The sequence below is a fragment of the Veillonella sp. 3627 genome, from assembly GCF_003992195.1.
Classification (GTDB): Bacteria; Bacillota; Negativicutes; order Veillonellales; family Veillonellaceae; genus F0422.
This window is the reverse complement of record NZ_RQVG01000006.1, coordinates 53,324-67,756: the sequence shown is the minus strand read 5'-3', so window position 1 is coordinate 67,756 and position 14,433 is coordinate 53,324. Positions and strand designations below refer to the sequence as shown.

The 14,433-nt window shown below is 39.9% G+C and carries 11 protein-coding genes; 3 read left to right on the top strand and 8 right to left on the bottom strand.

Features of this window, described 5'->3' with window-relative positions; all coding sequences use genetic code 11:
- Positions 1 to 120: 120 nt before the first annotated feature.
- The 8 genes from EO114_RS04335 to EO114_RS04300 form a co-directional block, all read right to left on the bottom strand.
- A complete protein-coding gene (locus EO114_RS04335; protein WP_062403562.1) occupies positions 121 to 1,755 on the bottom strand; it encodes an L-lactate permease in 1,635 nt (544 codons plus the stop codon).
- 216 nt (positions 1,756 to 1,971) lie between these two features.
- A complete protein-coding gene (locus EO114_RS04330) occupies positions 1,972 to 3,135 on the bottom strand; it encodes an Ldh family oxidoreductase (protein ID WP_240629056.1) in 1,164 nt (387 codons plus the stop codon).
- Positions 3,136 to 3,500: 365 nt separating this feature from the next.
- On the bottom strand, positions 3,501 to 4,667 hold the full coding sequence (locus EO114_RS04325; protein ID WP_127061738.1) for a M48 family metalloprotease: 1,167 nt from the start codon (positions 4,665 to 4,667) through the stop codon (positions 3,501 to 3,503).
- Between the two features lie 18 nt (positions 4,668 to 4,685).
- Positions 4,686 to 6,038 (bottom strand): replicative DNA helicase, encoded by a 1,353-nt coding sequence (dnaB, locus tag EO114_RS04320; RefSeq protein ID WP_062403557.1) that lies wholly within the window; start codon positions 6,036 to 6,038, stop codon positions 4,686 to 4,688.
- A gap of 65 nt (positions 6,039 to 6,103) precedes the next feature.
- Positions 6,104 to 6,550 carry a 50S ribosomal protein L9 gene (gene rplI / locus EO114_RS04315; protein WP_009353218.1) on the bottom strand — a complete coding sequence of 149 codons (447 nt, stop codon included), beginning with the start codon at positions 6,548 to 6,550 and terminating at the stop codon, positions 6,104 to 6,106.
- Entirely contained in the window at positions 6,547 to 8,571 is a 2,025-nt protein-coding gene (locus EO114_RS04310) for a DHH family phosphoesterase (RefSeq protein ID WP_127061736.1), read from the bottom strand. The genes rplI and EO114_RS04310 overlap by 4 nt, the downstream gene beginning before the upstream one ends.
- Before the next feature lie 16 nt (positions 8,572 to 8,587).
- On the bottom strand, positions 8,588 to 9,535 hold the full coding sequence (locus EO114_RS04305; protein ID WP_126940826.1) for a YybS family protein: 948 nt from the start codon (positions 9,533 to 9,535) through the stop codon (positions 8,588 to 8,590).
- Between the two features lie 105 nt (positions 9,536 to 9,640).
- Positions 9,641 to 11,560, bottom strand: coding sequence for a ribonuclease J (locus tag EO114_RS04300; RefSeq protein ID WP_126940827.1), 1,920 nt, complete (start codon positions 11,558 to 11,560; stop codon positions 9,641 to 9,643).
- A gap of 427 nt (positions 11,561 to 11,987) precedes the next feature.
- On the opposite strand from EO114_RS04300, the gene EO114_RS04295 reads away from it, so the two are divergent.
- Genes EO114_RS04295 through bioF form a run of 3 tightly spaced genes read left to right on the top strand, consistent with a single transcriptional unit; the run spans position 11,988 to position 14,397 of the window.
- Positions 11,988 to 12,482 carry a hypothetical protein gene (locus EO114_RS04295; protein ID WP_126940828.1) on the top strand — a complete coding sequence of 165 codons (495 nt, stop codon included), beginning with the start codon at positions 11,988 to 11,990 and terminating at the stop codon, positions 12,480 to 12,482.
- A gap of 6 nt (positions 12,483 to 12,488) precedes the next feature.
- Positions 12,489 to 13,244: a 6-carboxyhexanoate--CoA ligase gene (locus EO114_RS04290; RefSeq protein ID WP_127011038.1), complete on the top strand. Its 756-nt coding sequence runs from the start codon at positions 12,489 to 12,491 to the stop codon at positions 13,242 to 13,244.
- Positions 13,237 to 14,397, top strand: coding sequence for an 8-amino-7-oxononanoate synthase (gene bioF / locus EO114_RS04285; RefSeq protein ID WP_127011039.1), 1,161 nt, complete (start codon positions 13,237 to 13,239; stop codon positions 14,395 to 14,397). The genes EO114_RS04290 and bioF overlap by 8 nt, the downstream gene beginning before the upstream one ends.
- Positions 14,398 to 14,433: the final 36 nt, after the last annotated feature.

Sequence of the window (14,433 nt, the reverse complement as noted above, 5' to 3'; positions counted from 1 at the left end):
GAGCCCCAATATTGATATATCATCGTAAAAACTATTTTAAATTATATAAACGCTATAAATACAAAAAGAGACAACACCGAAATGTTGTCTCTTTATCTGTTTTAGTATGCTAGATAGTAATTAGTGCTTAACCATTGTTAAGATACCTTCCAATTGTGGGAAGAATTCTTGACCGAAGTAAGCAAAAATACCAGAAATAACTAAGTATAACAAGAAGTATTTAGCTACATGAACCATGATAGAACTTGCATCGATGGAATGACGTAATTGGTCAGCTTTTTGTGCATCGATTTTGTGTTCTTCGATGAATGTGTTAAGAGCAGGACCTACGGCACCGATGGCAATCGCAATACTTTGTGGGGAGAACATTTTACCAACACCAGCGGAACCAGAGTTAGTTGCTGCCAACCACAATGCTAATGTATCATGACCAGGTGTCAATTGATGAGCCGCTGCTGTTTGCAATGGTCCGAACAATACGTTCGCATTTGTACCAGAACCTGTCAAGAAGGCACCCAATGCACCAATTACAGGAGCAAATGCAGGGTACATACTACCGGTAGCAGCTACTAATGCATTCGCAATCATGCCAGTCATACCAGAGTATGTCATCAATTTTGCAGTTACTACTACAGAAATGATTGTTACATACGTTAATTTCAAAGTTTTGAAAGTATTAGTTAATACTTGTTTTTGAGTTCCAAGACCTGCTTTTTGGATAAAACCACCAATTAAAGCGGAAATGAAAATCATGATACCAGGAGTCGCAATCCAAACGAATGTGTAAGGTTTTGCATTTACACCAGCATGGATAGGTACAGATGTTTTAAATACCATCAAAGCATTATATACAGCTGGCACCAATTTAGATGTACCAATTAACAAGATGAAAATCAAAATGAATGGAGATGCTGCAATTAAACCTTCTTTAGCAGATACTGTACGTGCAGCGCCAGTTTCAACTTTGTATTCTGGATCATTAACAGGCATTAATTTTGCGATAGCAATGATGACACCCATGATTACAATAGAAGAACCCATAACGGCTAACTCAGGACCACCTGCATACATGCTAATCAATAATTCAGGAATCGCCAATGCTAAACCAGCTAATAAAGTTTGTACAAATACACCTTTAATTGCTTTCACACCGCCCGCAATGATGCCTACGATGAAGAATGGAGTAATTACGTTTAAGAAGAATAATTGCACTGCAATGAATGTACCCAATTCAGCTGGTTGTAGACCAGTCAAAGATGCCAATGTTGTTGTTGGAATCGCAATAGAGCCAAATGTAGTTGGTACGGAGTTTGCTACTAAACAAGCCAAGATGGATTTCAATGGATCAAATCCTACTGCTACCATCATCGCTGCTGGAATCGCAACGGCTGTACCGAAACCTGCCATACCTTCCATGAAAGCACCAAAGCCCCATGCTAACAATACGGCTAAGATACGCATATCACTAGTTACGGAAGATAACATAACTTTAATAGTTTCCATAGCTTTTGTATGAACTACTAATTGATATGTAAAAATTGCTGCTGTAATAACCAAAAGAATTGGCCAAACTGCAAGAGCTACACCTTCCATAGCTCCTGTGTACATAATATATGCATTTTCTCCATAGTAGAATACAGCTAAAATATATGTACCAATTGCTGCTGCCAAACATGCTTTCCATGCAGGCATTTTTAATACTGCCAATGCTACGATAAGCCATAGGATCGGCAAGACTGCTAAAAATATATCCATATTAACAATCCCTTTCTATAGTGTGAATCACTGTAATTCAATTCTAGCATACGCACAGTGTGATATAAACAAAAAGAGAGGAAATCCACAGATTCCCTCTCTCATATGTTCAAAGATGTTGACTGTTACCAGTCTCTAAGAAGTATTCCTTAGGGATACAAAACTACTGATTCTGCATCGATAAAGATTTGTAATTGTCAGCTATTGAACTGCAAATTAGTAGTTGGAAGCAACTGCTTTAGGTGGTTCATAGTCGCCGAAGTATTTTTTAGGATCCAATTTCAACAAGTTACATACGTCGAACAATTCTGCCACAGTTTTGTCGATAACTGGCACACCTTCTTTACGGCAAACTTCGATAGCTTCTGCTTCTTTTTCACCATGAGTATAGATGCGTTCAGCACCTTCAGCTTTAGGAGCTTCACGAAGTTCTTGTAAGAATGTGGAGAAGTGTTTTTTAACTTCTTCTGGGTTACCAAAGATTGCTGGGTTAATAGCCATGAAACCATGACAAATATTGGAACGGCCACCAGTCATACATTTATTGGATGTACCACCTTGAGAGAAGATAGATGCGAAGATTTCGCAAAGCATACCGTAACCATAACCTTTGTGGGAACCTAATTGTTCAGTGTTGCCACCTAAAGGCATGATACCGCCACCAACGTGGTCGGAGATGTTGCCCAATACTTCTGCAGCATTTTGAGATGCTTTACCGTCTTTATTTAATGCCCAACCGTTAGGCAATTCTTTGCCTAATTTATTGTACATTTCTAATTTACCACGAGTTACTACTGTTGTAGAAGCGTCGAAGAAGAAGTTGTATGGTTCAGCTGGCATTGCGAAAGCGATTGGGTTGGAACCAAGCATTGCTTTACGAGCAAATGTAGGAACCATGATTGCTTCAGAGTTAGTGCAAGAGAAACCAATTAAGCCTTCTTTTAAAGCAAGATCAGCATAGTAACCAGCGATACCATAGTGGTTAGAGTTACGAGCGGATACGATACCAATACCAGATTCTTTAGCTTTTTTAATTGCTAATTCCATAGCGAAATGACCAACTAATTGACCCATTGCATCATGGCCTTCAACAACTGCGGACACTGGAGTTTCGAATACTACTTCTGGTTTTGCTTTAATATCGATAAGACCTTTTTCAATACCTTTGTGGTAACGAACTACACGTTGCATACCGTGGGATTGGATACCGTACATGTCAGACATCATCAATACGTCTTTAATGATGCCAGCTTCTTCAGGGCTGAAGCCAAATCCTTCAAATGCGTCTTGACAGAATGCGTTAAGTTTTTCTTCTTGGATGTAAACAAAATTTCCCATCTTTAAAACCTCTTTCCCTAACCATAAAATAAATTGTGACATCTTGTAGTACTCCTCAACAGATTGTCACTACTCTTGATACGTAAATTATAGCACACATGTACACCACATGGAATAGAAATCCCCTTGTTGTAGGCGTTTTACTCTTATCATATATGCATAGTTAAGGGATAATTTAATTAATTCCTTTAAAAAATAACCTAAAAACAGCTATTTTATAAGGTTAAAGTAATCATTACTTTTAGTTATGCTTCACTTATGTTCTTCCTCATAAGTTCATATATATTCATATCTATATCGAATTCCATAAAAGAACATCTATATTTATCGTTTTTCTCTATCGATATCTATCGATAATAATGACCTATTGTATAGTCTACTATAACGATTAGTTTTATCTATCCTTATTACTTTTGTTCTTTTTTATCTTTTTTATCTTTTTTATCTTCTTTGTCCTTTTTATCTTTTTTGTCCTTTTTATCTTTCTTATCTACTTTTTTATCTGCTACAATACCAGACTCATCACTGATAGCTGCATTCATTTGTTTGGCAATGTTAAACGCTGCGTCATAGGTTGGCATAGTCACAATATTAGTCATTCCAATCGCTACAGTAGATCCATCTACACGAGCACCTCCAATGGCATTATCATGATACAATCTAGCCAGTTTACCAGCCACCAAGTAAGCTCGCATAGGTGCTGTATAATTACCTTTTGGAGTACCTTCATACACAGGTTTTCCATTGATCATTACGGTTTGTTGTTCTACCTTTACATGATTTCCAGAATATGCATATAAGCGTTGTAAATTATCCAATACTCGTTGCGATGTTTTGGGATGGTCATTAGGATTTAAAATTTTACCAAATCCCTCACGATACGTATCACCGTATTTATTTTTAATCACTTCCATGGCAAGAGCTGCCCCACCTACATTGAAGGAGGAATCCGACAATATTATAAACCCTAATTCATCAGCATTTTTTTCTTGGGACATCGTAAATACTTGGCTATCTAAATATTTTCCCGTAAGTCCAGCCGCAATTTGTCCTAAATCTCCTGAATTAAAGGTAGCCGCTCCAATAACGGTAGATAAAATACTACTTTTTTTGGCTCCATTTACTAAATCTTTATGCTCACCGTGGCTTAACTCGTGACCAATTACTGCCGCTAAAGCATCATCATCTAGTAAATCCATAGTGCCTTTGTTAATAGACATAACTCGACCAAAGGTCATAAATGCATTGAAATCTTCATCTGGGTTAACGTACACCACATAACTGCGTTTCACATGAGGTGATTTTGAAAGTTCATCCACAATACGCTTCGCCCGCATTTGATAGGCGTAATTATCATAGACGCCTGTACGGTCTTTTGTTTTTTCCAACATTTCTTGTTGCCCTTTTTCTGTATTGTCTAGGTCACTCAAATGTTGATGCACAGAAATGCCTCCTAATACACTTTTACCAAGAGCCTCCCACAATCCATGAGCTTCTACTGTGAGTATTCCTGTAGATGTAATACCCATAGTCAACACTGCTGCACACAGCATACGTTTCCAAGTCTCTTTCATTAGCTCTCCCTCCTACTTCTATATACCAGGGTCATCTTCACGATACGCCAGATCTCTAAACCGTGTATATGCCCCTTCAAACCATAGTTTTACAATCCCTAACTCACCATTACGATGCTTACGGATGATAACTTGTGTTTCTACACCATCACTAGTATCTTCTGTATCTTGATAGTTTTCACGATTCAAGAAAGCAACGATATCCGCATCTTGTTCTAGAGAGCCAGATTCACGCAAATCACTTAACATCGGCGTTTTATCGGCTCGGCTTTCCACACCACGACTTAACTGCGACAAGGCAATCAATGGTACATTAAATTCTCGTGCCATAATTTTTAATTGTCGAGAAATGGCAGATACTTCTTGTTGGCGATTATCCGCTATTTTTTTACCGCCATTTTCCATGAGCTGAATATAGTCCACCACCACAAGTCCTAATTCACCATGCTCTTGAATTAAACGGCGCAACTTTTTCTTCATTAACTGTGGCGTCAAACCTGAAGTATCATCAATATATAAGGGAGCTTCTGCTAAATCATTCAAGGCACTAATTGCTTTTCCCCAATCTTCTTGACTCAATTGACCATTCCGGATTCGTCCAGAGTTAATACCTGCCACAGCTGCCAACACACGGGCTACAAGCTGTGTCTTAGACATTTCTAGAGAGAAAAAGGCTACATTTTTCTTCGATTTCATAGCTACATTTTGAGCAATGTTCAATGTAAATGCTGTTTTACCCATAGAAGGGCGGGCTGCTACTAAAATTAAATCTGATTTTTGCAAGCCACTAGTTAAGTTATCTAAGTCTTTAAATCCCGTAGATACGCCAGTCAGTATCCCCTTATGCCGTTGTAACTCATTGATACGATCAATCGTTTCATACACCACATCTCGCATAGAACTAAACGAGGATTCTCCTTTGGTGGTGCCGCTTACATCTAATACCATTTGTTCTGCTCGATTGACGATATCTTCTGTCTCTTCTTCTTCACGATAGGCCATAGATTCCACTGCATTCGCTACATGAATAAGTTTACGCAAATGGGCTTTATCTCTCACAATTTTTGCATGATCTTCTACATTGTATACATCTACAATATCTGTTGTAAGATTTGTAAGGTATAAAATACCTCCTACAGCCTCTAATTTTTGGGATTTTTTTAATTCTTCAGATAATAAAACATAGTCTGCTCGCTGATTTTTTCCTACAATACTAGCAATCGCTTCATAAATTACTCGATGATTATCACTGTAAAAATCTTCTGCTTTTACAATAGAGCTAACTGCATCAAAGGCATCTTTATTGAGCAAAATAGCTCCTAGTACGGCTCGTTCTGCTTCTATACTATGCGGTGGTATCCGTCCTGACATACATACTCTCCCTATATACAATTACATATTTTATACAAAAAAGAGGGGCCTAGCCCCTCTTTCTATTAACCTGCAACTACTTCTACAGTAATCTTAGCTGTAATTTCTGGATGCACTCGAATTAACACTTCATGAGTACCCAATGTTTTGATTGGCTCTTTTAAGTCAATTTTCTTTTTATCTACATCAACTTTTACTTGCGCTTGCAATGCATCAGAAATATCTTTACCTGTTACAGAACCGAATACACGGCCACCATCTCCCATTTTAACAGGGATTGTAATAGATACTTTCGACAATTGGCTAGCCAATACAGTAGCTTCATCAGAGTCCACTTGTTTTTTATGAGCTTGAGCCCCCAATTTTTGTTTCGCATTGTTCAAATTCTGAGGAGTTCCTTCAAGGCCAACACCTTTTTTAATAAGTACATTGCGACCATAAGCTTCAGAAACTTCTATGATTTCGCCACGTTTACCAACTTTTTTAACATCTTCTAATAAAATTACTTTCATGATAAGTCCTCCTTCGTTTCTCTTTGTAATTCTGTCATATGGGATACGGCTACTTCAGTCACCCATTGGCGCGCCTCTTTCATAGACATATTGTAAATCTGAGCGCCCGCCACGGTACGATGACCTCCGCCACCGACAGATTCCATAATTAACTGTACATTTAACTTGCCTTGTGACCTAGCACTGACTCCAATGCCACCATCTGGCAATACATAAAATACAAAACTAGCTTCAATACCCTCTAGCGTAATTAATTTATCACCTGTTTGAGCTGCTATCACTGTTGCATTCTTCGCATCTTGCGGTGCCTCTGTAAAAGCCATATTTTCTATTTCTTCTGCAGACGCTAGCATAGCAGAACGTATACGCATACCTTCAAAGCTATCCATAAATAAATGACGTACTAAGGATACATCTGCACCTGATCGGCGCAAGAAAGAGGCTGCTTCAAAGGTACGTGCCCCTGTTTGGACCACAAAGTTTTTTGTATCTACTACAATACCTGCATATAAACCACTAGCTTCAATATGCTTAATCTCTACATGTTCTGGGAAATATTGAATTAACTCTGTTACCAGTTCACTAGTAGATGATGTAGATGGTTCCAAATAGGTCAATAATGGAGACTCAATAAAGTCTGAACCCCTTCTATGATGGTCGATGACAACACGACGATTTGCCTTTTTCAAAGCTGATGGAGCTGCCACCATCTCAGAACGATGCACATCTGTCACAATCACAACTGTATTATCTGTTACAAACTGAGCTGCTTCTTCTTCATCAATAATTAGACCTTGAAAATCTGGATGTTCTACCAATACTTCTACTAATTTACGAACTGCTGTAGGATGCGAACTCAAGGCAATATGCACGGGTTTCTTAAGAGCTCTTGCCATCGCTGCTACGCCTACAGAAGCACCAATACTATCATAATCTTCCCGATCATGACCCATCACAAGCACACGATCAGAATCCAACATAATTTCATGCAATGCATGAGATACCACCCTAGCACGGACACGAGTATTCTTTTCATTTCCTGATGATTTTCCACCAAAAAACTTGACTTCTTCACCATGGTATACGCAAACTTGGTCGCCACCACGTCCTAAAGCAATCTCCAAAGCTGCTTTTGCCTTTTCTCCTTGCACTTTCACAGTATCTTCTGTCAAAGCAATACCCATACTGATGGTGGGAGGTATATGTTTCGATGTAGTTAAAGCACGAATCTTATCTAATAAACTAAATTTCGATTCCATCATGTGCAACATAGCGGCCTTACTAATACTAAAGGTATACGTATCTTCTGTAGCATTGCGAATAAAACCATCATGTTGATCGATTTCCGTCACAATCAATCGGTTCATATCGGACCACAATTGTGTATATTCAATATCGCTCAAACCAGAACGCAAATCTTCAATATTATCCATAGCAATAAAGCCAAGAGCTGGTAACATAGAAATCGCTTTTTGTTTCTCCACTTCGATGTCTGTTATGTCATCAAAATAAAATGCCATATACGATTCTAGTTCATCGCTATTAACATCGGAATAATTAGACTTCGGAGCTACCAACGTTTTATATAATACACGGTAATATTTACCATCAATTTCTTCGTGAAAGAATCCCGACTTGCCCCAATATTTATCAATCCGCAAAGTAGGAATAAATCCACTTAATTTTATTGTTTTATCGGAATCACTAGGTAACCAATCTCTAAATACGCTATTACTCCAGCAGATCACATTGTGTTCATCAATGATAACAATCCCTACGGGTAAATTTTGTAATGCAAAGGTCGATGCCTGTGTAATCCCTTTTGCCATACAGTCAAATTGAGCTTTTCTAAAATGTCGTCCTCTTCGAATGGTACGTCCCACGTACAAATACGCAGCGATTACCACTATACAAGCCAACATGGCTAGTTGCCAATTCAAATAGAAAATAATACCTAATAAGATAAGAATGAGAACGGCAGCAGTAATTTCAATAGAACTGTATTCAGTTTGTATATCCATACTACCTCCTCTAATTTCACTCACTTCGTCTGCCCCATCGTTCCTCTAGGTGCAAGAACACATCTAGAGCCCCTAATATAGCGGCAGACTGTGACATCATAATAAATAAACCTAGTACAATCCACGGTACAAACTTCGGTGGATGATAACTTTTACTAATACGCCAAGCACAAGATATACCTCGTATAAATAGCATTATACCACCTAAGTACATCAAATTATAGCCTACATATTCAAGGAGCGGAATATATTGTTTCACAAAATAAGAAATGACACCCACTAAAAAAATATGTAATGCCCAATCTGGTACACGCCAACCTTTGATAGTAGGCATTTCAGGAATATGGTAAGTACCGATACGACTGAGCACAATATACGTAAGACGATTAATAATATAAGAAATAGCCACACCAGAGCAAAATAAACCTGCAATCAATACTTTTTTCATGATTTCAATTTGATCTTGTAAGGCGGTCATCGCCGTTGTCACTTGTTCCTCTGAAAGCCCCTGCTGCACATACATATCTTGCATGGATACTGTAATTTGTTCTTCCAAAGATGACCACATCTCTGTAGGACTTACCTGCATCACCAAAGCAGATGCCCAAAACTGAACTACTACTGCTAGCATTAATACCACAGCAGGAATCATCAACAATTTAGAAATCGACCAGTGCTTGCTTAATCCATAACCGATTAAAATACCAATCACACCAAAGACTCCCCCTTCTACTATGGCCGTCAAAGGTCCTAATAAAAAGGCAATGGCTATAATCGCTGATACAACAGATAATAGGCTCCAACGAAAACCATGACGTACACCTACAATGGCAATCGTCATAGGCACAAAAATAGATCCAAAAAATCCAAGCATAGGTACACTGAGACCTATCATGGCAAAGACAATCATCAATGCCGTTAAGATACCAGACTCTACGACGGACTTTGTACTTGTTTGATTCATATACTAACCCCATACTATGTCTCGCCCCAAAGGTGCAACATAGTTCTATGCCAATACAATAAATAGACATATGACTTTCGTCATATGCCTATTATATCATATTCTCTATACGTCTTGAATGATTGGTAGAATCATTGGGCGACGACGTGTTTTTTCATAGAAGAATTTTCCTAATGTGTCACGCACCACAGTTTTGATCGTTGTCCAATCTTTGATATGATCCATTTCACACTTCTCTACTGCTGCATCTACACGACGTTGTGCTTCACTTAATAATTCTTCTGCATCACGAACATACACAAAGCCACGAGATAGCATATCTGGTCCCGCTACAATCGTACCAGAAGCACGGTCCATTGCCATAACAACCACAACCATACCTTCTTGCGCTAATTGCTGACGATCACGGATAACGATGTTACCTACATCGCCTACACCTAATCCATCCACAAAGACTTTACCAGCTGGCACACGACCTGCTAAACGACCTGTACGAGTAGTAAACTCAAAAATTTGTCCATTATCACCTACCAAGACATTGCTAGGTTTTACAATTCCCATGGACACAGCCAGTTCACCATGTTTTTTCAACATGCGGTATTCACCATGAACTGGGATAAAGAATTTAGGTCTCACCAAATTCAACATAGTTTTTAAATCTTCTTGGCTACCATGACCAGATACGTGAATACCACGATCCTTGCCGTATACTACATGAGCACCTTGGCGCAATAAGTTATCGATGGTACGTCCTACGGCCGCTTCGTTACCTGGAATTGGTGTAGCGGAGATGATAACAGTATCATTTGGCGTAATCTCTACGGTACGGTGATTGTTTGTAGACATACGAGATAGACCTGCCATTGGTTCCCCTTGAGACCCCGTTGTTAAGATCATAATTTCATCAGCACGATAGCGATTCATTTCATCATCACCGATGATAGTTCCTTCTGGCACTGTTAAGTAACCACGCTCTTGAGCGATTTCTGTAACATTTACCATGGAACGACCTAATACCACTACTTTACGTTTTGTAGCTACCGCTGCATCAATAGCTTGTTGCAATCGGGACACATTAGATGCAAAAGTAGCTAAAATAACACGACCCGTAGCTTCTGCGACAGCACGCATAATCGCTGGTCCTACAGAACTTTCAGATGGAGTGAACCCTGGCTTTTCCACATTAGTGGAGTCAGACATAAGCGCCAATACGCCTTTGTTACCAAGTTCTGCAAATTTGTGAACGTCCATCAATTTCCCATCTACAGGAGTTTGATCCACTTTGAAGTCCCCCGTATGTACCACAGTACCTACTGGAGTTTCTAAAAAGATGGCACATGCATCTGGAATAGAGTGATTTGTTTGGATAAAGCCCACTTTGAAGCAGCCAATTTTAAATTCATCACCAGCTTTTACAACTTGTAATTTTTTAGCTTTTACATGATGTTCTTTTAACTTACCTTCAATCAAGCCACATACTAAGTTCGTAGCATACACAGGTACGTTCACTTCTTTTAATAAATACGCCAAGGACCCAATGTGGTCTTCATGACCATGAGTAATCACCACGGCACGTACTTTATCTTTATGCTCGATTAAATAACTCATATCAGGGATTACAATATCTACCCCTAACATGTCATTTTCTGGGAATGCTAAACCCGCATCTAACACGACAATATCATCGCCATATTGGAAAATGGTCATATTTTTACCGATCTCACCTAGACCACCTAATGGAATGATTTGCAATTTATCTTTTCGCACATGGGAACGATTTATTTGTTCATGTTTTTCCACAGTTGTATTGGCACGTTGTGGTTTACGCGGACCACGATTAGATTGACGGCGCTCGCCATTATCGCCTTGTGGACGCGGACGACTGGTACGTTCCCCCTCAGCTTTCACAGTGGTACGACGATTTTGACCCGTCGTGCGGCGTGTACGTGTTGTAGAACGTGGTCGTTGTTGCGTAGCTTCACCTACCGGTGCAGCTATATTTGTTCTTTCTTCTTGTATATTCAAAATTTCCTCCTACAGGACTATAGTCGTACTGTCTATACATACTACCATAGTCCAAGACTATATAATCCCACCCTCAGATGGTTAAGCATGTATCGGCATGTAAGCACAAATAAGTATCTATTTCTGTTCGTATTCATACAGCAAAACACTGTGAGAAACCTTTCTCACTATCTATGTCACATTCTTCTACACAGCAAAGCATATACCCTCTATACATACTTCTACTGTGAAACATTTGGGAACCCATAAGGTTCATAAGCCGATCAAAATAATTACCTTTATTATACTATAGAAAATCCACCCTAAGCAACTAAGGCGCCTCTCCCTAATCCATAAAATTTGCAATTGAATATTGCACTATATGCAATTGCGTTTTATAATGTAAACGAAGTAAGGTTTTTGAAAGTTTACAATAGGAGGTCACAAAATGAAAAATGTAAGTATTCACACAATTGCAGAGATCGCTATCTTAACGGCGATGATGACAATTCTAGGAGGCATCAAAATTCCCAACTTAATTTCCGGTGTAGAGTTCCAACTATCTGCTCCTTTAGCGGTAGCAATTTGCGCTGCCTTCGGATTCCGCAAGTACATCATCTGCGGCTGTCTTTCTAGTTTGATTGGTCTTGTATTGGGCACACAAAACTTGCTAAATGTTGCCATTGCCATGCAATTCCGCCTCATCGTAGGACTCATCTTATGGATTGGTAAAAATCGCATGTGGTCTATTCTTATCTCTGGTCCTATTGCGTCTGCTATTGCCCGTATCACCATTGGTTTATCCTTTGGCAAAATGGTCATTCCTATGCTTATGATGGCAGTACCTGGCATGATTTTCACAGTCATTGTAAGCCCTATCTTCTATAGTATCTTGCGACGTCTACCACGCTTGGCTACTACATTGAAAGCGCATCAAGGTTAGTCACTTATGGTTTACAGCATTCGTATGCGCGCTGCTAAGGGAGGCCCTCATGAACAAGGAGGTTCTCATATTTCTGGAGCGGAACGTCTCGTCTCTTTAGAATCCTTATCACGCATTTCAGAAGAATTTTTACAACGAGCATTACAACACAGCAAAGGTCGTCCAGATTTTATCAATTTACAAATTGATGAGATTCCTGATGACTCCATCGTGAAAGTCCCTGCTCTCATGGTGGCTACTACAGAATCAGAAACAATCGAGGACTCTCATCGGGTAGCTACCCAACTATTACAACAAGCACAGATCCATGAACAGGCGATTCAAAAGGCTTTTATCAAACTCAGCCAAAACACAGAAACTATAAGTGGTGCTTGGCTCGTCAATGCTACTACTGGTGAGGTATACCCCCAAACAGTACGCGTGTCCCGTATGGATGCCGAATCAGATGCAGACATACACCACCATTTGCAATATTATGGCTGTTCTTCCATCCATTCTAGGGAGGCTCTCATCCTAGCAAGCAAGGTCCTCGCATCGCCTTACGTACTAGGTGAACTATGTTGGTCCGATGATCCAGAGTATACGACGGGCTATGTGTCCTATGGCACTACCTACCATCGGTTAAGCCCTATGAAAGTCTATGGTAGTCCTATTGGTGGTCGCGCCTTCTTTATCACTGACGATGCACCGATAGAAGAAGTAATACAGTATTTTACATCCACTCCTACGTGGGTCACAACGAAAGGGATTCACCATGTTTAATCGATACTCCGAAGCCTTAGTCAAGCGCCAAGAGGAATCACAATTTCGTTCTCCTCGCACCTATACTCCTATCGATGCTACTCATGTTATGTATGAAGGTTCCACCTATCTAATGATGGCATCAAATAATTACCTAGGCTTAACCCATCATCCCCACGTGAAAGATCGAGCCTTACAGGCCATCCAACAATATGGCACTGGTTCTGGTGGCGCTCGCCTTACCTCTGGTTCTTTCCCTTTATTTCAAGAACTAGAGCACCGTCTCGCACAGTGGAAAGACTGTGAAAAGGCACTCACTTTCACAGCTGGGTTTATGGCAAATCTAGGAACAATCTCTGCCCTAGTTCATAAAGGAGATATTATTTTTAGTGATGAATTGAATCACGCTAGCCTCATCGACGGATGTCGTCTCAGCGGCGCTAAAGTACAAGTTTACCCTCACAAGGATGTGGCAGTCCTAGAATCCTTATTAAGCCAATCTAAGCACTATGGTATGCGTTTTATCATTACTGATGGAGTGTTCAGCATGGATGGGGATATAGCTCCCTTACCTGAACTATTTGAACTTGCAGAACGCTACAATGCCCTACTTATTGTAGACGATGCTCATGCTACTGGCGTCATTGGTGAAGGCCGTGGTACAGCACATCACTTTCACTGTGAAAACCCACGTATCATCACCACTGGCACTATGAGTAAAGCCTTAGGGTCCATCGGAGGATACGTCTGCGGTAGCCAAACCATCATCGACTATATCATTAACCACAGTCGTCCCTTCATCTTTGCCACCGCTTTGTCCCCTGCTGACATTGGGGCTAGCATCGGCGCCCTAGAAGTATTAGCAGAGGAACCTAGTGTATATCAAAAACTGCGAAGCAATACAGAATATATGCACAACGCCTTGCAATCACTAGGAATCCCTAGCAGCGATGATACACCGATATTTCCTATCATCATCGGCTCTAACGAAGATACATTAGAAGCCAGTCGCCTATGTGAACGAGAAGGCATCATCCTCAGTGGCATTCGCCCTCCCACAGTCCCTGTCAACACTGGACGATTGCGCTTAACCGTCACCGCTGCACACACAGAAGAAGAATTAGACAAGGTCATCCAAGTATTACAAAGACTACCAATACAAAAGACCTTATAACAAAGCTCCTCCTGAATTTCCATAAAGGGAGCTACA

Bases quoted from the DNA above. Each gene is read 5' to 3' on its own strand.
- EO114_RS04335 (WP_062403562.1), bottom strand. From the start codon at position 1,755: ATGGATATATTTTTAGCAGTCTTGCCGATCCTATGGCTTATCGTAGCA.
- EO114_RS04330 (WP_240629056.1), bottom strand. From the start codon at position 3,135: ATGTCACAATTTATTTTATGGTTAGGGAAAGAGGTTTTAAAGATGGGA.
- EO114_RS04325 (WP_127061738.1), bottom strand. From the start codon at position 4,667: ATGAAAGAGACTTGGAAACGTATGCTGTGTGCAGCAGTGTTGACTATG.
- dnaB (WP_062403557.1), bottom strand. From the start codon at position 6,038: ATGTCAGGACGGATACCACCGCATAGTATAGAAGCAGAACGAGCCGTA.
- rplI (WP_009353218.1), bottom strand. From the start codon at position 6,550: ATGAAAGTAATTTTATTAGAAGATGTTAAAAAAGTTGGTAAACGTGGC.
- EO114_RS04310 (WP_127061736.1), bottom strand. From the start codon at position 8,571: ATGGATATACAAACTGAATACAGTTCTATTGAAATTACTGCTGCCGTT.
- EO114_RS04305 (WP_126940826.1), bottom strand. From the start codon at position 9,535: ATGAATCAAACAAGTACAAAGTCCGTCGTAGAGTCTGGTATCTTAACG.
- EO114_RS04295 (WP_126940828.1), top strand. From the start codon at position 11,988: ATGAAAAATGTAAGTATTCACACAATTGCAGAGATCGCTATCTTAACG.
- EO114_RS04290 (WP_127011038.1), top strand. From the start codon at position 12,489: ATGGTTTACAGCATTCGTATGCGCGCTGCTAAGGGAGGCCCTCATGAA.
- bioF (WP_127011039.1), top strand. From the start codon at position 13,237: ATGTTTAATCGATACTCCGAAGCCTTAGTCAAGCGCCAAGAGGAATCA.